The organism is Paenibacillus barcinonensis, from assembly GCF_003217495.1.
Taxonomy (GTDB): domain Bacteria; phylum Bacillota; class Bacilli; order Paenibacillales; family Paenibacillaceae; genus Paenibacillus; species Paenibacillus barcinonensis.
Map to the genome: position 1 here is coordinate 21,951 of NZ_QJSW01000001.1, position 25,623 is coordinate 47,573.

General features: G+C 48.4%; 24 protein-coding genes. 7 read left to right on the plus strand and 17 right to left on the minus strand.

Going from position 1 to position 25,623, the window contains the following annotated elements; all coding sequences use genetic code 11:
- Window positions 1-6: 6 nt before the first annotated feature.
- From DFQ00_RS00110 to DFQ00_RS00120, 3 genes are read right to left on the minus strand one after another with little or no spacing between them, the layout of a single operon-like run.
- Complete coding sequence (locus DFQ00_RS00110; RefSeq protein WP_110892974.1) at window positions 7-837, minus strand: hypothetical protein; 831 nt, start codon at window positions 835-837, stop codon at window positions 7-9.
- A 16-nt stretch (window positions 838-853) separates the two neighbouring features.
- Window positions 854-4,858 (minus strand): type VII secretion protein EssC, encoded by a 4,005-nt coding sequence (essC, locus tag DFQ00_RS00115; protein ID WP_110892976.1) that lies wholly within the window; start codon window positions 4,856-4,858, stop codon window positions 854-856.
- Window positions 4,859-4,912: 54 nt separating this feature from the next.
- Window positions 4,913-5,233 carry a hypothetical protein gene (locus tag DFQ00_RS00120; protein WP_110892978.1) on the minus strand — a complete coding sequence of 107 codons (321 nt, stop codon included), beginning with the start codon at window positions 5,231-5,233 and terminating at the stop codon, window positions 4,913-4,915.
- A gap of 421 nt (window positions 5,234-5,654) precedes the next feature.
- Between DFQ00_RS00120 and DFQ00_RS00125 the strand changes: the two genes are divergently transcribed.
- Window positions 5,655-5,894 (plus strand): hypothetical protein, encoded by a 240-nt coding sequence (locus tag DFQ00_RS00125; RefSeq protein WP_110892980.1) that lies wholly within the window; start codon window positions 5,655-5,657, stop codon window positions 5,892-5,894.
- 268 nt (window positions 5,895-6,162) lie between these two features.
- Here the strand turns inward: DFQ00_RS00125 and DFQ00_RS28935 are convergent, their stop codons facing one another.
- From DFQ00_RS28935 to DFQ00_RS00145, 5 genes are all read right to left on the minus strand, one after another.
- Window positions 6,163-6,312, minus strand: coding sequence for a hypothetical protein (locus tag DFQ00_RS28935; RefSeq protein ID WP_167433560.1), 150 nt, complete (start codon window positions 6,310-6,312; stop codon window positions 6,163-6,165).
- 376 nt (window positions 6,313-6,688) lie between these two features.
- Window positions 6,689-7,231: a GNAT family N-acetyltransferase gene (locus DFQ00_RS00130; protein WP_244213647.1), complete on the minus strand. Its 543-nt coding sequence runs from the start codon at window positions 7,229-7,231 to the stop codon at window positions 6,689-6,691.
- A gap of 73 nt (window positions 7,232-7,304) precedes the next feature.
- The gene (locus tag DFQ00_RS00135) at window positions 7,305-7,643 is read right to left on the minus strand and encodes a L,D-transpeptidase (protein ID WP_110892982.1); all 339 of its coding nucleotides are present in this window, start codon (window positions 7,641-7,643) and stop codon (window positions 7,305-7,307) included.
- Window positions 7,644-7,700: 57 nt separating this feature from the next.
- Entirely contained in the window at window positions 7,701-8,675 is a 975-nt protein-coding gene (gene rsgA / locus DFQ00_RS00140) for a ribosome small subunit-dependent GTPase A (RefSeq protein ID WP_110892984.1), read from the minus strand.
- 696 nt (window positions 8,676-9,371) lie between these two features.
- Window positions 9,372-9,965: a DUF2087 domain-containing protein gene (locus DFQ00_RS00145; protein WP_110892986.1), complete on the minus strand. Its 594-nt coding sequence runs from the start codon at window positions 9,963-9,965 to the stop codon at window positions 9,372-9,374.
- Window positions 9,966-10,142: 177 nt separating this feature from the next.
- Between DFQ00_RS00145 and DFQ00_RS00150 the strand changes: the two genes are divergently transcribed.
- The 3 genes from DFQ00_RS00150 to DFQ00_RS00160 all read left to right on the plus strand — a co-directional run bounded on the left by DFQ00_RS00150 (window position 10,143) and on the right by DFQ00_RS00160 (window position 12,298).
- On the plus strand, window positions 10,143-11,162 hold the full coding sequence (locus tag DFQ00_RS00150; RefSeq protein WP_110892988.1) for a YpdA family putative bacillithiol disulfide reductase: 1,020 nt from the start codon (window positions 10,143-10,145) through the stop codon (window positions 11,160-11,162).
- 5 nt (window positions 11,163-11,167) lie between these two features.
- A complete protein-coding gene (locus DFQ00_RS00155; protein WP_110892990.1) occupies window positions 11,168-11,611 on the plus strand; it encodes a DUF441 domain-containing protein in 444 nt (147 codons plus the stop codon).
- A gap of 174 nt (window positions 11,612-11,785) precedes the next feature.
- Window positions 11,786-12,298 carry an ADP-heptose synthase gene (locus tag DFQ00_RS00160; protein ID WP_110892992.1) on the plus strand — a complete coding sequence of 171 codons (513 nt, stop codon included), beginning with the start codon at window positions 11,786-11,788 and terminating at the stop codon, window positions 12,296-12,298.
- A 162-nt stretch (window positions 12,299-12,460) separates the two neighbouring features.
- On the opposite strand, the gene DFQ00_RS00165 is transcribed toward DFQ00_RS00160, so the two are convergent.
- On the minus strand, window positions 12,461-12,925 hold the full coding sequence (locus DFQ00_RS00165) for an NUDIX domain-containing protein (protein ID WP_110892994.1): 465 nt from the start codon (window positions 12,923-12,925) through the stop codon (window positions 12,461-12,463).
- Between the two features lie 172 nt (window positions 12,926-13,097).
- Window positions 13,098-13,397, minus strand: a complete 300-nt coding sequence (locus DFQ00_RS00170) for a HesB/YadR/YfhF family protein (RefSeq protein WP_110892996.1) — start codon at window positions 13,395-13,397, stop codon at window positions 13,098-13,100.
- 516 nt (window positions 13,398-13,913) lie between these two features.
- Here DFQ00_RS00170 and DFQ00_RS00175 point away from each other — a divergent pair.
- Together DFQ00_RS00175 and DFQ00_RS00180 are read left to right on the plus strand one after the other, a co-directional pair.
- Complete coding sequence (locus tag DFQ00_RS00175) at window positions 13,914-15,659, plus strand: ABC transporter ATP-binding protein (RefSeq protein WP_110892998.1); 1,746 nt, start codon at window positions 13,914-13,916, stop codon at window positions 15,657-15,659.
- Between the two features lie 12 nt (window positions 15,660-15,671).
- Window positions 15,672-17,765 (plus strand): ABC transporter ATP-binding protein, encoded by a 2,094-nt coding sequence (locus tag DFQ00_RS00180; protein ID WP_110893000.1) that lies wholly within the window; start codon window positions 15,672-15,674, stop codon window positions 17,763-17,765.
- A 101-nt stretch (window positions 17,766-17,866) separates the two neighbouring features.
- Here the strand turns inward: DFQ00_RS00180 and DFQ00_RS00185 are convergent, their stop codons facing one another.
- The 4 genes from DFQ00_RS00185 to DFQ00_RS00200 form a co-directional block, all read right to left on the minus strand.
- On the minus strand, window positions 17,867-18,409 hold the full coding sequence (locus DFQ00_RS00185) for a hypothetical protein (RefSeq protein WP_110893002.1): 543 nt from the start codon (window positions 18,407-18,409) through the stop codon (window positions 17,867-17,869).
- Window positions 18,410-18,536: 127 nt separating this feature from the next.
- The gene (argS, locus tag DFQ00_RS00190; RefSeq protein ID WP_425270996.1) at window positions 18,537-20,240 is read right to left on the minus strand and encodes an arginine--tRNA ligase; all 1,704 of its coding nucleotides are present in this window, start codon (window positions 20,238-20,240) and stop codon (window positions 18,537-18,539) included.
- 453 nt (window positions 20,241-20,693) lie between these two features.
- Complete coding sequence (locus DFQ00_RS00195; protein WP_110893004.1) at window positions 20,694-21,029, minus strand: four-helix bundle copper-binding protein; 336 nt, start codon at window positions 21,027-21,029, stop codon at window positions 20,694-20,696.
- Window positions 21,030-21,139: 110 nt separating this feature from the next.
- Window positions 21,140-22,246, minus strand: a complete 1,107-nt coding sequence (locus tag DFQ00_RS00200) for a CobW family GTP-binding protein (RefSeq protein WP_110893006.1) — start codon at window positions 22,244-22,246, stop codon at window positions 21,140-21,142.
- A gap of 184 nt (window positions 22,247-22,430) precedes the next feature.
- Between DFQ00_RS00200 and DFQ00_RS00205 the strand changes: the two genes are divergently transcribed.
- A complete protein-coding gene (locus DFQ00_RS00205) occupies window positions 22,431-22,949 on the plus strand; it encodes a MogA/MoaB family molybdenum cofactor biosynthesis protein (protein WP_110893008.1) in 519 nt (172 codons plus the stop codon).
- Between the two features lie 4 nt (window positions 22,950-22,953).
- Here the strand turns inward: DFQ00_RS00205 and DFQ00_RS00210 are convergent, their stop codons facing one another.
- From DFQ00_RS00210 to DFQ00_RS00220, 3 genes are all read right to left on the minus strand, one after another.
- Window positions 22,954-23,589, minus strand: coding sequence for a hypothetical protein (locus tag DFQ00_RS00210; protein WP_110893010.1), 636 nt, complete (start codon window positions 23,587-23,589; stop codon window positions 22,954-22,956).
- Window positions 23,590-23,678: 89 nt separating this feature from the next.
- Window positions 23,679-24,686: an acrylyl-CoA reductase family protein gene (locus DFQ00_RS00215; RefSeq protein ID WP_110893012.1), complete on the minus strand. Its 1,008-nt coding sequence runs from the start codon at window positions 24,684-24,686 to the stop codon at window positions 23,679-23,681.
- Window positions 24,687-24,699: 13 nt separating this feature from the next.
- Window positions 24,700-25,383 carry a hypothetical protein gene (locus tag DFQ00_RS00220; RefSeq protein ID WP_110893014.1) on the minus strand — a complete coding sequence of 228 codons (684 nt, stop codon included), beginning with the start codon at window positions 25,381-25,383 and terminating at the stop codon, window positions 24,700-24,702.
- Window positions 25,384-25,623 lie beyond the last annotated feature (240 nt).

A 25,623-nucleotide genomic window follows, 5' to 3' on the forward strand; every position in this document is an offset into this window, starting at 1 on the left:
TTACCATCACCTTTCCTCTTCCCCTGCAGGCTGTTTAAGCCAGTCCAGCAGCATTTCGTGAAACTGTTCTTTTGTTGTGAGCGCTGCAACAAGCCAATCATCCGAAGCTGTTGTGCTCATACGGAATAACCAGTTAGAAGCAGGACTAGCGGTAAATGCGGCCGATTGTGACCGCCATCCCTCCTGTCCCCATACGAGTAACCTCAGCTCTCCGTCCGATTGCCTACTCTTCAGACAACGGGCCAGTGCAAGCGAGCCTTCTGGATCACTTGTTTCCTGTGAGAGCTCATCTGCCACAGACTGTACCTCACAGCTCTCAAGCCCGCTCATCACATCGTAAAACTTTTTCTTGGAACACATTAATGCCGGCTTCTCCGCTGGAGAATGACCACTCCAGTTCATCCGCTCAATGAGGATATCAATAGCTTCACGTACATTCCCCAGATCACGAAGACGGAATGAATCCGGAGCATCCGAAGCCCGGCTGACTTCAACAACCCGTTCATCCGTACAGTGAATATAACTTTCATGCGACTTGCCACAAACGGTATAGCGGAGCCAGCATGCTCTGTCCGACAATCCTGCTATAGCTACTCTGGAAAAAACGGTTGGAGTCATGATCAGCTCATTGGTATCTTGATCCTGAATCAAGTAGCCTTTGTCCAGCAAGGCGGTTTTAACATGCTCCCACTCCCTGGCAATCTCCTCTGCCATATAACCGCGAAACGGGTCTTCCACCCCCAGCAGCCGATCAGAACCGAGTATGCCTGCAAGGAAAAACAGTTCCTTAATTTGCAGTGTGACTACCTTTTGCTTAGAATCATGAACCGTCAACATTATGAGCCACCTCCCCTCAAACTACAACATGCCATCGGTCACGAATTTCAGAAATCCAATTGTTCATTTTCCAGCTGTTATCGCATGGAACTGCACCTTTAACCCTGGAATATTTGCGTTTTATATAATAACCCTGACCTGGGGGCAGTACCTTCAGCCCACCTGTACTGCCCCCGGATTCCGAATAGGGAATACGGAAGAACGATAGATCATTAGGGTCCAAAGTCCCGAACAGCAATCCACTCTGAGAAGCCTTTACATCACTTACCCAATCGGAACCAAACGTCGGAAAGTCTGCAGGCACACCAGACAGGATAACATGAATGCCCCTGTCTCTTCCTTGACGAACAATGGCTCCTAGCTGATCTTTTACATTAAAGTCCGTTAGTTGCTTGGACAGTGTATCCGCATCGTCAACGACGAGCACGATGGCCGGTCCTCCCGCAATTTCCCCACGCTTCAGAACTTCATCGTACAACTCCTGAATGACAGGTGCAAGCTGTTCTTCGCGTGATACATGTCCCCGGACATGGGGCAAACTGCTGATCTCGCCCAAGCCGCCTGAGCCATACCTCATATCAACCGTGTAGATTTGCACATCCTTGGGTGAAGCATGATAGGCCAGAGACAACATCCAGGTTTGCAAAAATGTCGTTTTTCCGCCCTCCATCGGACTGGTTACCAAAAAGTGCGGGCCTTCACGCAGATTCAGTTCAAACGGCTCCAGATCGTCCGTAAGCAGCCCGACGGGCACATTTACGGTTGAAGTCTCCCAAGCCTTACCGAAGGAGCCTGTACTCACAAGCAGGTCCTTTAGCTTGATTTCATCTGGAAGTGGTGCAATCTGCGGGGCTTCTTCACCCGTCCAGCCTTCGCGAATTGCTGCAATGGTGCGGCGAAGTGCCGAAGATCGTTTACCCTCATCCCCTCCGCTTGAAGGCAGTGCAGCCTGAAACATCAAAGGAGGCACCTGACCTTTCACAAGACCTCTGCCGGGGGGCAGCTGACTTGGAGCCTTCGACGGCCGTCCTACAGCGTAATAGTAATCACTCGGATCAGACAACTCGAACGAAACTGCATTCGGAATGTTGCTTCTGAATTTTTCAAAAATATCTGTTACGCGATTCGCTGTGAGCACAAAGGTGATTCCCAGACTTCCGCCTTCACGCAAAATCGTCTCTAACAGTTCATTTTCATCCGGGTAAGCGTTGCGGAACGACAGATATCCGTCAATAACCACTATAATCTGTGGCACAACCGTATGAGCCGTTCGACGATAAGCGGAAATCGTTTTAACACCTGCCTCAGAGATTATATCCTTGCGCTGTGATGAAATTTTGACAATGTAACGGAATAACCGCTTGATCCGGTCCTCCTCCTCTGCCATCATCACACCGCCGATCTGCGGCAGCCCTGCAAAATCCTTCATCATGCGGCCCATGTCAATAATATATCCATTCCATGGCTCGGTTCGCTCTGCGCTGGCAAGAGACATGAGTAACGTCTGAACAAACGTTGTTTTGCCAAGACCAGGCATCCCGTATACTACAAGGTGTCCTTGATCCATAGGCAATGCCAGCGGCAGCTGACGTTGATTCGGCAGGTCATCCAGCATGCCTACGACGGGTTTGAGACCATTTGCGCCGCCATCAAGCAGAAGCTCACTCTTGGCCCCCTGCTTCCCATCATGCAAGCTCTCCAGCTCCAGCGTCTCCGGCAACGGTGGCAGCCATGGTCCAGGCAATCGCTCAATCCCCGCATCTGCAGCCGCCTTGGCCACATAATCAATAAATACCTGTAGCTGTTTAGGAACATCATCCCCCTTGAGCACAGCTCTTCGCTCACCCGTCAGGAGAGGCTCCCGTTTACCATTCAAACGAACCTCCATGACAGGCAGCACCGTCGTTGTGTCCTCCTGCTGGTTATACGGCGCTCCGCTCCAGGCGAATTGCATCTCTTCAAAAACTTCATCACTGCCAACCTGAAAATAACCACGTCCCGGTTTTGTAATCCAGGCAGCATTCGGAATTTTAATCATATCCCGGCTGTCTCCTTCACTCTGCACACGAAGACAGATACGAAAACGCGAGTTACTCCATATTTTATCATCCACAACACCGGCTGGCTTCTGAGTTGCCAGGATAAGGTGAACGCCCAGCGTCCGACCGATTGCTGCGATACTGATAAGCTCATCCATGAATTCCGGCTGATCCCGCTTTAATTGAGCGAACTCATCAATAATAATCACGAGATGTGGCAACGGCTGCTCATGTCTGGAGCGCAAAATTTTGTAATACTCATCAATATGCTGCAGATTTCCAGCATCATTCAGAATTTTCTGTCTTCGGACCAGTTCCGCCCGAAGCGACACATTCGCTCGCTCGATCAGATTGCCGTCCAGATTGGTGATCGTGCCCACCACATGCGGCAGATCAACAAACGTATTGGACATACCTCCACCCTTGTAGTCGATCAGCATAAATGCAAGATCATGAGGATGAAACTCCGCAGCCAGGGAAGCAACGATCGACTGGATGACCTCACTTTTGCCTGAACCGGTCGTACCGGCAATCAAACCGTGTGGACCGTGGCCCTGCCGCTCAATTTTGTCATGCAGATTGATGGCTATTTTCTTGCCTCCGGCTCTTACTCCCATTGGTACGGGAAGAGTATCCGGGTACCGTGTCTGTCCCCAGCGGGATACGACATCCAGATCCTCCACACGCGTAGTGCTGAGCATATCAAACAATGGCAGCACCTGTGGAATCTCCGAAGCCGATGAACGCTTGAGACGAATCGGTGACATGTAACGGGACAATGCCTCAGCCGTCTCCCTGGAGATGACATCCGGTTTGTACGTCTGCTGAATGACATCTGCATCTTCCGTTTTTTTGATATAAAGCCCTTTGCCTTTGCCCGCCTCCATAATTAACTGACAATGCATAGGAAGCGATTGTTTGCGGTTCGCCAGTACAATCGTGCACACATCAATCTCCTGCGCAGCCTCCAGCAGCAACGGCAACAAGGGTTCCTCTTCAATCAGCTGGGTGTCTGACAGAATGACGACATAACACGGCGTTTGCACCGTTTTTTTGTAACGCTCCTCTTTATTGTTCCGGCGGCGGTTTAATACGGAAAACAAGCTGTCCGCCAACTGATGCGCACTGCTGTGCCTGTCGGCCATGTACCGTTGCCCCTGATCCTCATCCCAGATATGTGGCAACCAGCGAAGCCATTCCCATTCCTTCGTATCCTTTTCTTCATAAAAAGCAGCAAGCTTCAGCTCGTCCGGGGAGTGCCTTACCGTCAGCTGGGATACAATGACCCGGAGCGATGCCATGACTTCCTCACGATCACCGACAAGTCCCATCACCTTGGACTCAAACAACGGCAGGGTGATGGAGGCATCAGGAACCGTCTGGAACTCAGCAGCAAGTTCATGCGCTGCTTCAATCAGCTCATCCTTCTCATATCCATCAATACGCGGAACCTGGAGTTTGATCCGAAACGGAATTTCTCCTGTACCGATCCGCACCTGCATAAAGTCATCATCCTCCGGCGAACGCTCCCAGAGCGAACTGTTGCGGTTCTTCACAACCTGCAAACATACGGACGGATCACCATGAATCTCATGCAGACTCTTTACCTGTTCCGCCTGCGCTTCCTTCAGCTCTTCACGGTGCTTGCCCAGTTGAGCAAGATACATCGTTTTACGTTCCTCAATCTTTTCGCGATATGTCTTTTTGTTGCTCAGATATACGAAAAAAGGGATGGTGTACGAGGTGAGCATCATCATGACTGTCATCATTTGAAACATCATATAAGTATTGTTGTTCATTTTGCCAGTCATATTGATATATACATAGAAACCGATACTGACCATGGTCATCATCACAGGAATAATAATTGAGATCATTGAAAACGTAGGTTTGTTCGGTTCCGAAGGCGGCCTGAGAATTTCGAGACTCTCTTCCTTTAGAACCGGTGTCATTCTTGGAGAACGCTGATATAACACATTCACGAAGAAAAGACCTCCTTTTAGTCGTTCAATTAATGAATGATACGCCTCAAAGCGCTATTCGTTGCTCTCTTGTTGAAATAAGGAGCGTCTTCCATAGATCGGCGCCTCTTCGGAAGTGGTTGAAAATGCACGCTGGACACGCACGCAGCTTCCCTGACGGAGCCCTGTTTCCATTAACTGCTGGGAATTATGCGGGGTAAACCAGAGTCCCTCCGGAAATTTAGCCTCAAGGATATACTGAACGCCGTCACCAGGGGCCTGTCCGAAAATTCGTACACCAAGCAGCGTCTTCAGATGTTCAATGGTACATTCATCAGGAACATCAATGTCGAACCATTCGCCTTCCTCCCGGCCGGAATACACGGTTAGTATCATGTGAATCCCTCCCAAAAGTCTCATATGTAAATTGTCCTAATGTCAGATTAAATCAAAAAAATGCGGATGAAACGCTATTCCACCCTATTTTCTTATATAAAACCCTTGTTTGCAACGTATCCGCTGTAATTTTGTTACATATGACCCACGTATATATTAAAATATCGTTCATTCGACTCAGAACTTTCGTGTCATTGTTGGAGTTCAGAAATGCAACGATGCGAAAGCTTCGGATATTCTTCCATTTATTTGCAGATTATAGTATACTAAATAGGACTTTTATTGTTTCGTCCACAATTGAATTGTGAACACTTTTCAAACTTTGTGCACCTTTATGTTTTCATAAGCTGATTTTAAGGTAATTTTAAGCATTGGTATTTAATATTACCTGTATGAAATAACTCTCGTGAGGTGATTTCAAGTGAGAACTCTAATAACATTTCAAAACAAATCAATCCCTGTATACTTTAATCAAGAAAACAAACAACCTGTGCAAAAAACATTAAGATTGCTGAGCAGTGCTTTGGAACACAAGATCAGCAACGGTAAACGCGCTTTGCAAAAATGTCTGCACTCATTGATTAGTATTGAAATTGTAGGTGGCGAAGCAATCCTTCATAGCCGCAGTGAAAATGACTCTCTTGCTTTATCCTTATATTGAAGGACACATTGAAGAAGAATCCGTTCTCCTTCGCTTATACCTTACCATGAAAAAGGAAGCCTCCCTTCAAGGGACAAGCTTCCTTTTTTGCATGGTCTAACAAAGCATACTGATTTGATTCTACATTAAAGCATACTGATTTGATTTTACATTAATGAAAGAATAGAGTCCTGAAAAAGTTCATTTATTACATTCAGGAGCACTTTGGCATGTTAACGCACCTTCTTTGCATCTTTACAACTTTCGACCCGCACACATTCCTGATGTATTACATCTTCTCAAGAGTGTAGGCCACCTCATGCTCCTCGGCGATCTCGGCTTTTCGAATACGAATTACGAATAGTCTGACCAGATTGGCTCGTGTATGCTCTTCCTGACAGGTATTTATTTTCCTTAAAATAAAGCGGTCAATGGACATGAGTTCCAAGCCCCTTTGCCATAATATTTACGGAGCACTTCGTTCCGTGTATCCATAAATAACCAGATCACAACGAGCCCAAACACCTTGCTTTATGCAAAAAACACAGGGATTAAAGCGATTGTATAATGATGCAAAAGCCTGTCCCAACAACGTTCATACAGGCTTCACACCGTTCTTGTCACTTTATAGCGAACACACCTCTATGATCAGGAAGCTCCCTTGCTTTCATGTTTATTCGACTCATTTCACACGCGGATCGTCACAATATTGATATATTGCTTCGTGCAAGCTGCTGTACGTTCATTATCCATTGAAAGTCATTACGCACGCCTCTGATCCTTGGCCTAGAACGTACCTATGAAAAAACGCTGTCTCATTCATCCACCTCGTTCGAAGTCAGGCAAACGCTCAAGTCAGACCAGGCGTAAGCAACCTCTGTGACATCCTTATCCCCGATACGAATCCGCTTCGTGTGAACAGGGATTCCACCCATTTTCTCATAAAACCGGCAAGCCGGATTACGCTCCAACACCCAGATGAGCATCGTACGCATCTGCAATCTCTGAAGATGCTGAACTACCCGCCCGACCAGTTGTCTGCCTATTCCTGACTGCTGATAGGACTGCAACAGATAGATAGCATAAAGCTCGCCTTCATAGGGTAGCTTCCCCTCCCGTTCCTTTCCACCGGTAGCAAAACCGACAATATCCCCGTCCTGCTGCTCGGCCACAAGCAGAATCTGATCTTTTTCGCCAGAGCCTATTTGCTTCTCCCACTGCGGCACTCGCGATTCAGTCGTCAAATGATGCAAAACATGATCGGGCACAATTCCTTGATAAGTTGATTTCCAGCTCTCTGTATGTACATAAGCGATTCCCTCCGCGTCCCCCTGACGCGCTTGTCTGATCTGTATCATTTGCCTGCTCCCTTCTCTACTTTCTTTCCATTCATTAGAGATACGGTATTTGGGTGAGGTACAGCAATCCGGCCTAGGGCCGGATTGTGACTCTCGTTCCTACTGGCACCTTGGAGGACAGGTCCAGCACGTCTGAATTGTACATACGAATACAGCCATGCGACACGGACTTGCCTATCGACCAAGGCTGGTTGGTGCCGTGGATGCCATAATGCGGCTCAGACAGTCCCATCCAGAGCACACCGAAGGGGCCTCCCGGATTCTCTTGTTTATTTACAATGGTAAACTCACCGCTTGGCGTCTCCGTAAGCATCTTTCCGGTGGCTACAGGATATCCCTTCACAACCTGGTCTCCATCCAGCAGATACAACATATGGTCAGACAGATCTACAATAATTCTATAATTCGGCATGAAGTCATCCCTCCTGCCCTATCCTATGCAGGACAGATGCGGATGCCCCGGCTCCTATCAGTACTGCTCCCAATCCTTGACCCGCTGTGCATGCTTGGCCTTGCGTGTTTTGGCCGGCTTACTTGACGCTGTTCGTTTTCTCGAAGCCACCTCTTCCTTACGCCGCTGATACTGAAGCTCCTTCTGCATCTTGAGAAAATTAATCAGCCTCTTCTCTTCCAGTTCACCGCTCTCGATAGCCGCTTTGACCGCACAGCCCTCTTCCTTCGTATGACTGCAATCCATGAATTTACATGCAGCAGCCAGCTCCTCAATCTCGCCAAATGCCTGAGACAACCCATCTTCTCCTTCGTCCCACAGATGAAGCTCCCGCATCCCCGGCGTATCAATCAAGACGGCTCCTTGCGGCAGTACAAACATCTCCCGATGTGTCGTTGTATGTCTGCCTCTGCTGTCCCCTTCACGAACAGACTGTGTCATCTGCACCTCTCTGCCCATCATCCAGTTAACTAATGTAGATTTGCCACTTCCCGATGAGCCGGTGAGTGCTACTGTTGCTCCAGGCTTCAGGTAGGCTTCCAGTTGCTCTTTCCCTTGTCCTTCGATTGCCGAGATTGCCAGCACCTCAATTCCTGGAGCAATACCCTCTACCTGGCTGATTCGGGTGTGTACATCGTCACAGAGATCACTTTTACTCAGAACAACAACAGGGGTTACGCCTCCATTCCAGGCCATTAATACATATCGTTCAAGTCTTCTGAGATTAAAATCATGATTAAGTGCAGCCACAATCAATAGTGTATCTACATTGGCAGCGATGAGCTGCTCCTTCGTTACCGGACCCGCTGCCTGTCTGGACACACGACTCTGACGCGGCAACAGGTGATGGATAATAACTTCCTCACCAGGTTTGCATGTTACGGCTACCCAATCACCAACAGCCGGGGAAACGCCTGACTCCAGACTCTCATGTCGAAGCCGTCCTGACACCTTGCCCCAATATTCCGCCTCTGCTGTAACCAGACGCTGCATGTGACCATGATCCGCTATAATTCGGGCAGGCTGTCTGGAGGCCGCTTCCTGCTGCTCCTCTACCCATACTTTTTCCCATGCCGCAGACCATCCATATCTTGCAATACCATTCTCTGCAAAACGATAACTCTCGTTAACCTTGTTATTATCCTTATTATCCTGATTTAAAATAAAAATTCCTCCCAGTTCGTATACATTCCACGATAAAATGTTTGCTCTTTTGCACAGCCTGCATGTTTGTCATTTGTCCCGCTTCTCCGATTACAGATCCCAACAAAAAAAACCACGAGCGTTTACACACCCGTGGCAGCTTCAAGTCATCCAAATAAAGAGAAGGTCGCACAGATATAGGATAACGGTTGTTCTGCATCCCTCCATTATCCAAACCTGCCCATTATTCCCCCATCGGCACAAAAAAAGCCACGGGTACGTCACCCGTGACTTGTCTGAAGGTATTATCATTATTAGCTTCGCATAAATAGGACTATCCCTATCCTGCTACAACACAATGAATATACCTTGATCCGTTCCGGAGACGCTGTTTCTATTCAAGTCCACGTATAGTGCCGTTAGATTTGTCATTTAACATCGCCTCCCTTGTAGAATATGCCATCATGTTACACAGTCATATATACAATTGTCAAGCCTATTTCGAATTGCATTTGAAATCATATTGAATTGAAACCGCTCTGTACTCTACTTCACTTGATCCCAGCGAGTCCACATTTCACGGGGATTCAGCTCATACACTCCGTCTTCACGATACATGAACTGATGCATAATAAATTCCCGTCTCAATGTGGCGAAATCCTCGTGGTAATGCTGAATAAATACATTGATCTCCTTCTCGCTGTACTTGCGCCCGAATTCAAGCTGCTCCATCAGATGCTCCAGCACAACCAGCTTTTTCTTGTATTGTGCAGGGATCTGGCGAAGTCGGCCATCCTTGGAGAAGAAATTTCTCATGATAGAGGCTTTAAGCGTCTCGTTAACATCGGTCATATCAGCATGCTCCTTTCTCTTGAAAATAAAATCAACCGAAGCTTGCGCATGCTCCCGGATAAACGAAGGATTTAATGTGAAATACACCGTATTTTTCTCTCGTCGCTCCTGAATGAGAGCTGCTTCTCTCAGCTTGGCAGCATGATGTGTTACAGTGGGCTGCGACAGATTTAGACGCTCAGCCAGCGCCTGTCCATTCAGTTCTCCTTCGGACAAAAGCAGCAGCAGTCTTAGCCGTGTAGGATCAGCCAAGGCTTTGTGATAGGCCACTATTTTCTCCAGTTGCATCGCTATGCACCTCTTTACTAATTAGATGATCATCTAATTTTATGTTAGTCTATTCTGTTAGGGAAGTCAATCCTATCTATTTTTCGACTTTTCTCATCTCATGCCCGGGGCAAAACTGGCATTGAAGTGTTATTTACGGTAGGATTATATTGCTTGCAATGAAGGAGGATTATGAACATGGAAGATGTCATTATTATTGGCGGAGGCCCATGCGGTCTGTCCGCGGCAATTGAGTGTGAACGGGTCGGTTTATCAGCGGTTATCATTGAGAAACACAATATCGTACAATCCATCTATCTCTACCCCACCCATATGCAGTTTTTCAGTACAGCCGAGCTGCTCGAGATCGGGAACGTGCCTTTCAGCAGTCCGAATGACAAGCCGTTTCGTTATGAAGCCCTTGCCTATTATCGCAAAGTCGCCGAACATTTCGGCCTGCGTGTTCATAATTATGAGGAAGCCCGTGAGATTAAACGCAAAGAAGACGGTACATTCGAGGTACATACAGTTAACCGGCGCGGCGAAGCGATTGTGCATCAAGGTCGTCACGTCGTTGTAGCAACGGGCTACTTTGATCACCCGAATTATCTCGGCATTCCCGGGGAAGAGAAGGACAAGGTCACCCACTACTTCCGTGAAGCCCATCCATACACTCGGACGCGTGTAGCCATTATCGGTGGAAGCAATTCAGCCGTAGATGCTGCCATGGAGCTCGTCCGGGTCGGAGCACATATTGATATGGTCTACCGAGGTACAGGTCTGTCCGACCACATTAAACCCTGGGTTCGTCCATTATTCGAAAGTATGGTACAGAAAAATCACATTACGCTGCATCTGGGCTCTCGGGTGAATGAAATTCTGGATCATTCGATCCGCATCGTACACGCCGACGGTTCAGAGAGCGAACTGGACAATGACTTTGTGCTCGCCATGACCGGCTTCAGACCGGATCGCCAGCTGCTGACTTCCATCGGTGTAGAAATGTCCGAAGATATGGATAAACCGATGTACAATCCGCAAACGATGGAAAGCAGTGTACCCGGCATCTACGTCGGCGGTGTTATCGCATCCGGGCGTAATGCCAACGAAGTATTTATCGAGTCAGGTCGCTGGCATGGGCGATATATCGCCGAACATATCATTAGCAAATCAGAGCATATGAACAGCACATCAGGCGCACAATCCGAGGGGCAATGAAATCAATGGACATGACCTCCCTCCTGCTGCTTGGGTTTGCAGCACTTGGCATCATCAGCAGCAATACCCCGGTGACTGTTGCGATGGTATTTTTGCTGCTGCTTCGTGTGATGAATGTGAGCCAGGCCTTTCCGTGGCTTGAAAAGTACGGGCTCACCGTGGGTATTATCATTCTGACGATTGGTGTCATGGCACCACTTGCCAGCGGTAAGATCAGTCTGCAGACGGTCGGTGAATCGTTTCTGCACTGGAAATCACTGCTCGCTATTGGCGTAGGCATGCTCGTTGCTTTCCTCGGCGGACGAGGTGCTTCGCTGATGACTGCACAGCCCACTGTTGTAGCAGGCTTGCTAATTGGCACCGTTCTCGGGGTTGCCTTGTTCAAAGGGGTGCCGGTCGGACCGCTGATTGCAGCAGGTATTCTGGCCATGCTATTAGGTAAATCCTGAACCGCAGCATACCCATGTACACTTTTGCGGATTGGATGTATTTCCCACCGTTGTATGCTATACTTCTATTCATGCAATTCAGGTACATGCATCTGATGCAAGGAAACATCATCTTTCGCCTTGTCAGATGAATTCATCAACGACAATAATCGTCCTCAGGAGGATTCAGGAACCATGTCACGTCCCTTTGTTACCGAAGCCGTGATGGTGGCCATCTACGGTCAATTACTTGCGCCATCAGCGCCTGTGGAATATATCGTTCCTTACACCACCATCCTTGAATTATATGAATTTCAAAGCAGTGCTGATCCGATGATGGATAATCCGGCAGATGATCAGCATGTTAAAACTAAAATTGGTGAATTGATCTCCTACTTCGAGGAACCTTTAAACAAGAAAAAAATTGAACGTGCGCTTTCTGTTCCTTGGGCCAAAAGCCCTTCAATCCTGTTTGGTGACCAGGTGTCCCTTACGATTATCAATGCGATGGATACTGCACAGTTTGGAGAATTTTTTGATCCGATCGAGACAGAGCTGCTGCTTACCTCCCAACGTCTGGGCATTCCTATTTTGACGGATCAGGTGGAATTGATTGCCCGAATCATCGAATCCGAATCACCGGTACAAGTATTTGATATTGATGATTTTGATTTTGCCATGGACGATGAACCGCTCGATCAAGTGTGATCGCGCTTATAGAGGATCTGATCAGAAGCATATTTCCGATAAGCCGGATCAATACAGCTATGTAATTTTACGATAAACGCCAAAGACCTCGGTACCCGCTTGTACAGCGAATATCGAGGTCTTTAATATTTTGGAGCATTTGCAGTAACCGATAACATAAGTTCAATCTGGTGCTTGTACTGTCAAACCTGAACGCCGCAGCAGGGTTTGACTGATTCCATTCATGGCTGGCAGTGCGGATGGGTCAAAAAACTTCAATCCTGCATCGCTGTTCACTCTTGCCTCCACAAGCTCATCCTGAACGATCAGGGCATGGAACAGGGCAATAACATCATATTCTTCATCCCCGTTGGCATGCACCTGACGCAGCTCCGGGCCAGAATATAACGAACTAAAGATCATGGAATCCGTGGTCCATCCTGTTTCCTCCCAAAGTTCACGATGTGCAGCCCCTTCAATCGTCTCCCCAGGACGCATCTCTCCAACAGGCAGACGCCAATGTCCCTGTTCGGCATGCTGGATGAGCAGCAGCTCACCCTGTTCATTTACAGCCTTAATAGCTGCTTTGACCACAATATTTGCACGCTTGGCAATATATTGGCCTATATCTCGAGCTGGCAGATCCACTCCTCATCCCTCCTTCCCGAAAAAGATGGTGATCACCCGAGAATCTACATGCTCCGGGCTGAAATTTATAATTTGCATCAGGTTCAGACACCGAGCCGGAACAAAAACGGAGCGTTAAAATTCCAATTGTGTCCAGTGTCCCGTGCCCCGTGTACTCTCTGCTGCTTGGTGTTTACTTCACTTCCGTGTAACGGTATTCAATATCATGGCCTTCATCGACGACATCGACATGCAGCTGATGCCCCTTCAGATACCAGTAATCGTGATCCTCCATAAAAAACTGAATGCCTGATACTTCCGTCTGTTCGGCAGGATGCCTTGGCTTTTCCACGGCAATTCCGAGCGAAAATCCAGGGTGAAGACCTCCGCCAGAGCTATATCTCGCAAAGAAGCGAATGCTATCTCCTTCATTCAGGTTCAACTCTTCTTTGTACCAGCGAGCAGCTTGTTCGGATACATGTAGGGTACTCATATGCTGTCAGCTCCTTCTCTGTGTATATATGTTACATCATATCGCTAGAGCGTCCTGAACACAAACCCTGTAAATTATATATAGGCATAATATCTTGTGAAAAATGTTTGACAGATTGTAAAATGCGGTGGTAAGATGCAAACATACGAGGTCTACATTGCATTAATTTCCATTAACAAGAAAGGGTGATTACGGTGTTTAAAAGACATAAGCTTGTCCATATTCACACACAATTAAATACCGGAGTATCCCCGAAATCATTATTTCGTTCATAAGACAGCACTTCAGGTGTCTTTTTTAAGACTCTTGTGAAGTTTGCTCACTATAATCTTATGTACGGCGGTGGCTCTGCTCTCGGAGTCATGCTGCCGTATGAAGAAATCAAGACATACCGCCTGCGTGCGGTGTGTCTTTTTTTGTGGATTAAAAGTGAGTTTCATGTCCATTTTAACAGGATTTAACTGTAATTCTGAACGAAAGCTGCATTTCTTGGATATTGAAAGGAAGGGATAACACTTGTTCTCTGTACTTAAAAACCTGGCCTGGTTCTTCCGGCTGGAACGCAAAAGATACCTGATTGGTGTCATTTTGCTCATTCTCGTGGGCATTGCTGAGCTGCTGCCCCCGCGCCTACTGGGGAACGCCATTGATGAAATCGTGCGCGGCTCCATTACCAGCGCCTCATTAACCCGTTACATCCTGCTGATTCTAGGGACAGTTATCATTATCTATCTGACAACGTACATATGGATGCACAAACTGTTTGGTGGAGCCAACCTGGTCGAGCGACTGCTGCGCTCCCGCTTCATGGACCATTTGCTACGGATGACACCTCCCTTTTTCGAAAAAAACAGAACCGGCGATCTCATGGCTCGCGCCACCAACGATCTTCGTTCCATTGCAACGACCGCAGGTTTCGGTATGCTTACCCTGACAGACTCGACAGCCTTTCTGCTGACTGTACTGTTCGCCATGGGTTTCCTGGTCAGCTGGAAGCTGACTTTGGCCGCAATCCTTCCCCTGCCCTTCATCGCAATTGCGATGATGATCTACGGCAAAGCTGTGCATCAGCGTTATACACTGGCACAGGACGCCTTCGGCGACATGAACGATCAGGTGCTTGAATCAATTGCTGGCATCCGCGTTGTACGCGCGTACGTTCAAGAGCGACTGGACGAGAAACGCTTTGCAGATGTAACGGAAGATGTATATCGCAAAAACCTGGCCGTTGCCCGCATGGATGCGCTGTTCGAGCCGACGATTCGGTTATTCGTAGGACTTAGTTATGTAATCGCACTCGCCTACGGCATTTATCTTGTATTTCACAATGAAATTACCCTGGGGGATCTCGTATCGTTCAACATGTACCTGGGGATGATGATCTGGCCGATGTTTGCCATAGGCGAATTAATTAATCTGATGCAACGTGGTAGCGCTTCTCTGGACCGGGTGAACGAAACCTTATCGGTTGAACCTGCTGTGCAGGATCGCGAACAGCCTGTTCATATTACGAATCCGAATGAGATTGTAATGAAAGACGTGACGTTCCGCTATCCAAGCTCCACTGTGGATAATCTCAGTCATATTAACGTTTCGCTACAGCGCGGGCAGACCCTTGGCGTTGTAGGACGTACAGGAAGTGGTAAATCTACACTTCTGAAGCAGCTGCTGCACGAATACCCTACAGGTGCAGGCACACTAAGCATTTCCGGACATTCCATTGAGGATATCGCCAAGGATGATCTGCACAGCTGGATTGGATACGTACCGCAGGAGCAAATTTTGTTCTCCAAATCTGTTCGTCAGAACATCCAGTTCGGTAAACCGGACGCTTCGGATGACGTGATCATGGAAGCCATTCGTACCGCTGCATTTGACGGGGATCTGGGCACGCTGTCTGATGGACTGGATACACTCGTAGGCGAAAAAGGTATTGCACTGTCCGGTGGACAGAAACAGCGGGTATCTCTGGCACGCGCCTTTATCGCCGATCCCGACATTCTGATTCTCGACGACGCTTTATCCGCCGTTGATGCACGGACAGAAGCTAAAATTATTGAAAATATTCGCAGCAAACGTGCGGGTAAAACAACGCTGATCTCGACTCACCGCCTGTCCGCCATTGAGCACGCAGATCGGATCATCGTGCTTGAGCAAGGGAAAATTACGGAAGAAGGCACTCACCAGGAACTGCTCGCCATGAACGGCTGGTACCGTGAACAATATGAACGGCAACAGGTGGAGTCCAATCTTTCCACGTAGGAGGTCAACGCATTGAAGTCTAATACAGGTAAAAGGCTGCTGCAGTATGCCTTGAAAGCCAAAGGCACATTCATCGCTGCCTTAATCATGCTGACGATTGGTGTTGCGGCAGAGCTTGCCGGACCCTTTATCGCCAAATCCATGATTGATAATCATCTGCTCGCTATCGAGCAGCCATTTTATGAGACCGCTTCTTCCGAAAATGCGGCGGTCTACCAAGGAAAAAACTATAAACGTGAAGCACTGCTCGCACCCAATGAATCCAAAGGAGCAGAGGTACGTGTTCTGCAAGCCGGCAAAAGCTTTTATTTTGTAAATGAGCCTGTCAGCGCTCCTGAGGGCGACCGAACCTATGCAAACGGCACGTTAACCGTGACCCGCTCAGGTGAAGTTGTTGGGCAGTACGCGGCTGCTCCGCTGTCTGCTGGTGAACTGTTTGCTTTTTACAAGCCCGAGATGCCGGGCATCTATCAATTGATTGTGTATTATCTGATCTTTCTTGTGATCTCCATTATTATGGAGTTTGGTAAAACCTTCTGGCTGCAATCCTCTGCCAATAAGGTCATCCAGCGGCTTCGCAATGATGTGTACGCACACATTCAGCGGCTGCCGGTGAATTTTTTTGATAATCTGCCCGCAGGTAAGGTGGTATCCCGGGTTACAAATGATACCGAGGCGGTCAAAGATCTTTTTGTCGCCGTGTTATCTAACTTTTTCTCAGGCATCATTACGATTACAGGGGTATATATCGCTCTGTTCCTGCTCGATGTTCGCCTGGGTCTAATATCACTGTTTGTTGTGCCAATGCTTATTGCATGGATTGTGCTCTATCGCAAATATGCTACTCGATACAATACAATTATTCGCTCACGACTGAGTGAGATTAATGCGATCATTAACGAATCCATTCAGGGCATGTCGATCATTCGTGTCTTCCGGCGTCAGAAGCAAACGCGCCAGGAATTCGAAGAGCTGAATGCAGATTATATGAAACATCAGAACAAAATGCTCAACCTGAACGCCTTTACCTCCCATAACCTTGTTAACGTCCTGCGAAATATCGCCTTTGCGGTCGTGCTGTGGTACTTCGGGACAGGTGCGATTACGGGCACAAGCATCATCTCACTTGGTGTACTCTATGCCTTTGTCGATGTTCTCGGCCGGTTGTTCCAGCCGATTATCGGTATGGTGAATCAGCTTGCAAATCTGGATTCCTCTATGGTATCCGCCGGACGTGTATTTGAGCTGATGGACGAAAAAGGAGAACCCGTGACAGATGGCTCGATGCCAAGATATAAAGGTAATGTCGTGTTTGACAATGTATCATTTGCTTATAAAAAGGACTATGTGCTGAACAACATTTCGTTCAAGGCCTCGCAAGGACAGACGGTGGCTCTGGTCGGTCATACCGGTTCAGGCAAAAGCTCCATCATCAACCTGCTCTTCCGGTTCTATGATCCACAAAAAGGCAAGATTACAATTGACGGGCAAAATGTCAAGGAGCTGCCGAAGCAGTGGATTCGGGAGCATATGGGCATTGTGCTGCAGGACCCATATCTCTTCACGGGCACGATCGCTTCCAACGTCAGTCTGGGCGATGAAAAAATCTCTCGTGAACGCATTGAACAGGCGCTGCGTGATGTGGGTGCTGAACGAATTCTGGCTCATCTGCCGCAGGGCTTTGACGAGCCGGTTGTCGAGAAAGGCGCGACGTTATCTGCTGGACAACGGCAGCTAATCTCATTTGCCCGCGCACTGGCCTTTGATCCGGCAATCCTTATTCTGGATGAAGCTACCGCCAACATTGATACAGAGACGGAAGCGCTGATTCAGAATGCACTGGAGGTCCTCAAAAAAGGACGTACCACCTTCATCATCGCTCACCGTCTATCTACTATTCGCTCCGCGGATCAAATTCTCGTTCTGCATCGAGGCAGAATTGTGGAGCAAGGTGCACATCATGAGCTGATGGAGCTCAAAGGGCGATATTACCAGATGTATCAGTTGCAGCAAGGGGCTCAAGGGGAGGCCGTTATCGACGGTTCGGCGCAGTCAGCGAACGCGTTCAGCGCGGCTTCGGCATCGCTTGCAGGAGGAAAAGCTTAACTCTTCAGCATGCATACACCTTAAACAAACATAACAAACCCGCTCTGTGCAGCAGCCATCAGGTTGCTGTCAGAGCGGGTTTGTTGTATCCTCCAAGAATTCTACGTTTCATTCAGGCGCTGTGCCTGCAGACTTGCAGCATGCATGCGTTCCAGATCAGCCCACGCAGCAGCAGATTCAGCATTCAGACCCAGTTCTGCAATCCAGGCACCGGTATACTGCTGGAGCGTGATCTCCAGTTCCTGAGCCCGTTCTTTAAAGTCATCCAGTTCCTTGATCATACGTGAGCGCCCTTCCGGACTGAAGGTTTCATGAATCCGTTCCTTGAAATAATGATGCACAATGCGATTGCGCTGCTGCCATAATTCATTCAGCCTGTCCGTCTCCTCTTCTGAGAACGTAAAATGATGACGAGCCTCATGAATCAGCTGTCCCAAGGAGCTGCTCATCTTCCGTTCATACAGTTCCTCTAGTTCCTCCTCCGTTACCACTTTGCCCTGAGACATCTTGGTTAGCAGAATGAGATTAACAAGTTGCTGCTCCAGCGCTTGTCCATAATATACAGCCAAGCCATAGTAAGCAAACAGTTCTCTGGAGTGTTCGCTGTCCAGCATGAAGCCATTCTGGAGATCCGTGTTTTGCATATGCGAGCGCTCCTTTCCATCCGGGCATCTTAAATGTTTATTCTGCCTCTATCGTACCCAAACAGAACTCAACATTCAAGTTATCTGAAACGGCGGCGTTTAACCTCGCACTTCCCCGATCCCCAGATCACATCCGCTCGGGAGCCTGCACGCCCAGTAAAGACAAGTTGCAGGCGAGACGTTCTGCCGTATATTTCGCCAGCTTCACCCGGAAGCTTTTCACCTGAGGTGCAGCATCTGCGATTCGCTCCGCATGATAGAAGCGGTTAAAGGCTTGAGCAACATCAATCGTATACTTGGCAATGACGGAAGGCTCACTGCGAAGCACTGCTCTTTCCAGATAAGCGGGATAGTCGCACAGTAATTTCAGCAGTGACCATGACGTATCACCTACAATTCCACTGCTGTTTGATGTGCCTTCCTGTGCCGCGGAAGAATCATAGGTCCCGGTCTCCGCAGCCTTCGCGAGCACACTTTGAATCCGGGCATGCGTATACTGCACATAAGGCCCTGTTTCCCCTTCAAAACTCACGGCATCCTCCAATGAAAAGTCAACGTCGTTCAGCCGGTTGTTGCGCAGATCCCCAAAGACAATAGCCCCAACACCCACAGCCTCGGCCACCAGCTCAGGCTGCTCCAGATTCGGATTTTTCTCCTGTATAATCTGCAGAGCACGCGCAGCGGCTTCATCCAGCACTTCCTGCAAAAAAACCACCTTGCCCCGACGTGTCGACATCTTCCGTCCTTCAAAGCGCATCAGCCCAAATGGAATATGTTCACAGGTTGTTGCCCATTCGTGACCCATTTTGGACAAAACCGTAAACACCTGATTGAAATGAAGCTTCTGCTCCCCGCCAACCACGTATACCAGCCGATCCGCCTTCATCACATGATGACGATAGATCGCTGTCGCCAGATCACGGGTAGGATAGATCGTTGTTCCATCCTTCTTGATAATAAGACAAGGCGGCATGTTCTCTTCATCCAGCCTTACGACGAGTGCGCCATCACTTTCCTCCAGTAACCCTTTGGCTTGAAGTTCCTCGACTACCGCTCCCATCTTGTCATTATAAAAGCTCTCACCCAATGTATGATCAAATGTCACATTCAATCGTTTATACATCCGGTTAAATTCCTGCATACTTACGTTCACAAAAAAGGACCATAATTGCTTTGCTTCTTCATCCCCCTGCTCCAGCCTGCGAAACCAATCTCGTGCCTCAATCTCCAGAGTAGGGTCCTTCTCCGCCTCGTCATGAAAACGAACATACAGCTCAAGCGAATTACGGATCGGATCAGCCTGCAGTGCTTGCTCGCTGCCCCAGCGCTTATAAGCTGCAATTTGCTTGCCAAACTGGGTTCCCCAGTCCCCCAGATGATTCACACTGACCGATGTATAACCCGCCTCGTTATAGAGACGGTACAATGCTGCACCGATAACAGTCGAACGCAAATGGCCGATGCCGAAAGGCTTGGCAATGTTAGGTGAAGACATATCAATCACAACACGTTCTCCTTGCCCCAGCTGCAGCTTGCCAAAGCTCTCACTGCCCAGTTCCTCAAGCATGTCCGCAGCATACACGTCCCGGTCAAAACGAATATTCACATAAGGTCCTGCCGCTTCCGCATCAATACCTTCGCCTTGTAATGCAGCAGCAACATCGCCAGCAATTACCGCTGGTGCTTTCTTTAGCGTTCTGGCCAGAACAAAACAGGGAAAGGCCACATCCCCCATCGTCTCCTGCGGAGGTACCTCCATTAATTTTAACACTTCTTCCTGTGCAAGCCCGGTCAACGGTGCAATCCGGGCTGCTGCCTGTTTCATCAACACAGCAAACACTCCTTCTCCAGTTTTGTATATGCGCTAAATACTAAACGCAAAAAAGCTCTCGTCTCTTATAAGAGACGAGAGCTGTATAAACAGTTCCCGCGGTACCACTCTAAGTGAACAGTCACCTGAATTGCATAAAGCTGCACGCCAAGTATAACCGATCCGCTCGGTGCAAATAACGGTTGCATACCGAGTTACCCTCAGGTTCCATAAGTCTCTTCTCTCAGAGAAGATATACGGCTTCGGATAACCATCTCACGGGTGCGGTTCACTCATTCCATGCCATACCGGCTTCCACCTGCCCCGGCTCGCTGTCTGGTTGAATCTGGCTACTCTCCCGATCACTGATATTGCTGTATTGCATTCATTTCACATCATTATACATATCCGGGTATGCCTTGGCAACCTGTATTAGACTCATTGGCATGAGCAAGTACGTTTCAAAAATAGAGATTAGGCCACAGCAGCCATTACACGGCAGGCTTCCGCACATTTGCGGCAAGCTTCGGCACAGGCTTGACAATGATCATGCTCATGTTTGCCACATACAGCCGCACAGGCTTCACATGCCTTCACACACAATTCACAGATCTCGCCGATAAAATCACTGCCACGTGTCATGGCCTGTGCAGCAAATGCGCAAATATCTGCACATTCACGGTTCACACGAATGCAATCACGCAGCATCGCCAGATTATATTCTTTCAGACTGGATATGTAACATACGTTGCAAGCATTCATGCACTCCAGACAAGCAGCGATACATTGTTGGTATTGTTGTTGTGTCATTAAAAGTTACCTCCCAGGCAAAGTTTGCTATGCTTCCTAATACCCAATACGGAGGAACTTTGAACCATAAGACTTACTACCACGGTTCTTCGAGAGCATTCGGAGTTTAGTTATTTTAGCTCATTCATAATATTTGCTGCTTCCAGTTCCAGCAATTTCTCTCGAATACGTGTCTGATCAAAATGTTCACCGATAAAAACTGCAACATTCGGCACATCACCTTGTGGTGTAATCTTCATGTAATCGGACTCCCGGTAAGCATACTGAAACCAGAAGCGGCTGGCCGTGTCACTGAATGATAATATACCCTTCGCCCGATAGATATCACGGGGCAAGGCCGCCACAAACTGTTCAAAGGCCTCACTGTTCACCGGCTTCTCAAAATAATGTGTATATACCATCACATGCTCGTGTGAAGTATGAGCCTTGGAAGAATGCTCATGGTGATGCCCTTCAACATGTTCATGAGCATGGTCATGGTTATGGCTGCATCCATGAGTATGGCAAGCTTCTGTATGCACATGTGACTCCGCTGCATGTTCTAATTGGGATGCACCAGCTGCTTCGGCGGGCTGCTGGAGGTGAACATCAGTACCAGTATGCAGCAAATGCTCCACATTCACTTCACATCGAATCGAAGGAATTACGGGGGCAAAGCCGTTCCACTTGTTCAGCAGCAACTCCAGCTCCTGAAGCTGCTGTGCCTGCACACGATCCGTTTTATTCAGCAATAACACGGAAGCACAGCGAATCTGCTCTTGCATCAGCTTGAAGGTTTTGCCCTTCTGCTCCGAGTACAATCCGGCCAGATGTGCCGCATCCACCACCGTAATCAAGCTCTTTAGTTCCAGACGCATGTATAACGAGGTTTCGGTTACAGCATCCAGAATCTCCATCGGATTAGCCGCGCCCGTCGCTTCAATAACTATGATATCAGGTGATTCTTCCTGAACGAGATCCGCCAGCTGTATTCCCAGATCACCGCGCACCGTGCAGCAGATACAGCCGCCCAGCATTTCCGCCATCGGCACAGCTTCATCTACGATCTGACCGTCCAGATTAACCTCACCCAGTTCGTTCATTACGACAGCGGGCCGCAGGTTCTGATTTTTCCAGTGTTCGATAAGCTTTACGAGTAACGTTGTTTTGCCGCTCCCCAAAAAGCCTGACAAAATATATACAGGAATGCTTTGTTCTTTTTCTAGGATCCCACTCATTCTCTACACACCTTTCTGTCCATCATGCAATCTGATTCTGAGCTTACTCTATCTAGCGAGTGTACACTATCCATCAAATGTTCTGCAATATACTCGTTCTATCCTTTCCTCTGCTACACTCCATTGCCTGATTCCACTGAATGCTCTATGCTATGAGGACATATGTATTCAAGGGGGTTACGAAATGACCAATTCAGTCGAACAGCATAGACAGGAGGCACCGCAAACGGTAGCCTGCATGATTGTTACCGTCTCGGACACACGCACCAAAGAAACCGATACTAGCGGTCAGCTTATGCACCAGCTTTTGCAGGAATCCGGTTATCAGGTTGTAGAGTATATCATTACACCGGATGAGACAGAACGTATTCAAAGCCTTTTGCAGGATGCCGCTGTACGAGAGGATATTGAAGCCGTGTTACTGAGCGGAGGAACAGGCATCGCTCCCCGAGACACCACGTACGAGGCCGTATCCTCGTTGCTGGACAAGGAGCTGCCGGGATTTGGAGAGATTTTTCGATATCTCAGCTTTACGGAGGACATCGGTTCTGCAGCTATTCTGAGCCGGGCTGTTGCAGGCACGATTGGGCGGACAGCTGTATTTTCCATGCCAGGCTCCCGCGGGGCCGTCAAATTGGCGATGGAGCGCATTATTTTGCCGGAGCTACGCCATGTCATGCGTGAAATATACAAACCCGTCTGATGTCTCAGACGGGTTTGTCGTTTTTATTTTTCATTATTTGATTCAGCACCTGTCCAAAAACCTGCAGTACATCCCGTTCGTACACATCTTTTTCTCCACCAGAGGCCGTATAAACAAAGGAGACATGCCCTTGACTGCGAATCGTTGTTTTGCCGAGTGCGTTCTCCAAGACCGCATTTTCCCTGCGCTCGCCATACATCTCCTCCATCCGTGCAGCCCTTGTTTGAGCATCGCGATAGATATGCACTTTGACGATATGCCGTGCACTGCCGTTTAATAAATACATATAGGACATGCCGCCTTCGCCATCATCCTCGAACATATTATTCATCAGTTTAATGTGCTTTGCATCGAAACCAGCTGTCAGCTCTCTTGCTAACGCACCGTTTAACCCATGTCCTTGCTGTTTCGCTCGAAAATTGCCTTCTGTGGCTGCTTGACCATTATACAGCTTTCGTTCCTGTTCAATAGACGATGTTGTGCAGGCAGTCAAAAAGGCTGCGCTGAGCATCACAGCTGTACCGATGACCATAATCCCTTTTGCGTTAAGCCACGCCAGGCTCAGCCTGCCTATGTCCTCTTGTCTGTTTTTTCTTTGTTTTCGCTTCGTATTTCCATTTCTCTCCATACTTTTAGACATGCACACCCTCCCTTTCCATAAGCCACAGCAACGTGACTCTCTCAGGTAGAATTAGCATGTCTAAGAGATACCCCTTTTATTCCAGAGATCTATTCGGAGCAGATTCGCACAACGGTACGCCCTACCGCACCACCTCGTAATATGTTCTCCAAGGTATGCGGCAGCTGCCCCAGCGTGATCTCCCGAACACCTAGCGCAAGTGCACGATCGGGTTTCCATTCTCCACCCAGCTTGGCCCAGATTCGTTCTCTCTTTGTCATCGGGCAGTATACGGAATCAATACCCATCAGCTGAATACCTCGCAAAATAAACGGAAATACCGTCGACTCAAAATCACTGCCTCCAGTTAAACCAGATACCGCTACTGCCCCTCCATATTGCACCTGCTTCAATCGCTCCGCGAGTGCCGGCCCTGCTGTCGGATCAACGACAGCCGCCCATTGCTGTTTACCCATCGCTCCCTTGATCGGTGCATCTGCTTCTTCACGCGAAATCACCTCGGACGCTCCCAGACTGCGGAGAAGAGCCTCTTCCTGCTGCTTTTTGCCCGTGCTTGCGGTCACTGTATAGCCGAGTTTGGCAAGAATGGCAATCGCCATACTGCCCACCCCGCCAGTCGCTCCTGTAACCAAAATTTTGCCCATATCCGGCGAAATGCCCGCATGTATCAAAGCGTCCACCGAAAGTGCCGCAGTAAAGCCCGCTGTACCGATCGCCATCGCTTCCTGTTCACTCAAACCTTGCGGCAAAGGCACCAGCCATTCACTCTGCAAACGGGCATATTCACTGTAACCCCCATAATGAGAAACACCGGGTTCAAATCCAGTGCTAATCACCCGATCACCAGGTGCAAATCTTGCGCTCACCGATTCTTCTACCGTTCCGACCAGATCAATGCCAGGCACCATCGGATACTGCCGAACTACACCGCCTTTCTCAAGTGTTGCCAAGCCATCTTTATAATTCACACTGGAATAGTGTATCTGTACGGTAACATCACCGTTAGGCAGATCCTCCTTTTTCAGCTGTTCTATACTGGCCGTGACTCCCTCTTGATCATGCTGGCGAAGTACATAGGCTTGAAATTGTTCTTTCATTTATATCCTCTCCTTAGTGTTGTTCAGATTCCGTGAGCAAATATATCAATGGCCCTGCAAGTGGCAACAACCCTAGCCAGGCCCAGTAAGCTGCACGCCCGTTATCTCTGGCATCCTGAAATATTGCGAGAGTGGACAACAGCGTGAGTACCCCCAAATCAATCGTCATAATATGGACAAACGAGGATTGATTGAACGCTTCCGCATAATGCTCCGGGTTGCCTTGGGTGATGGCATAAACAGCCAATCCGAGCGTTAATAACAGCAGGACCAGATGTGTCAGCTTGCTGGCGGCCACACGAGCGACCCCCGTCTTGCTACTATCAGCAGAAGGCACAGGAAGATGATTATTCACTTGGTAAGCCGATCCTGTTCGTACAGGGAAAGTCCATACCCACGCATAATAGGGCAGCAATGCAAATGCACCCAAGCCGAAAGAAAACAAGACGAAAGGCCAGGCAGGAACAGATCGCTTCCCCTCCCTGCCCCCAGCCTTCACTGAGTTTCGGAGCAAAAGACAGGCGTACACGGCAGGAAAAATACCCAGCCACGAAAACACGGTCAGCAGCCACGCCTCCTTGCTCTGCAATGTAAGCAATCCCTTGAATACCGGATCATTCCCTGGGGAATTTCCCGGCGCCATAAACAGGGCATAAACGATAAAAACTAGCCAAAGCAGTCCCAGGCTGTATCTCATGCACTCCCCTCCTCTACCTTTTCATCCCCTGCTGACAGCAGCTTGAAACAAGATCATCTCAAGGACAAGGAGCTGTTCATCACCTTCCATCTTTTTAAAAGCACATTTCAAGATGATCTGGCGGATTTCAGCATATCGGCAACGTATTTCGGAATGTGGCGGGATTTGGCGTTTCCTGCGCTTTCCCGAGAAATAATATACTGCTTTCTGCCTCAAAACTCTATGAAGCAGCACACAGTT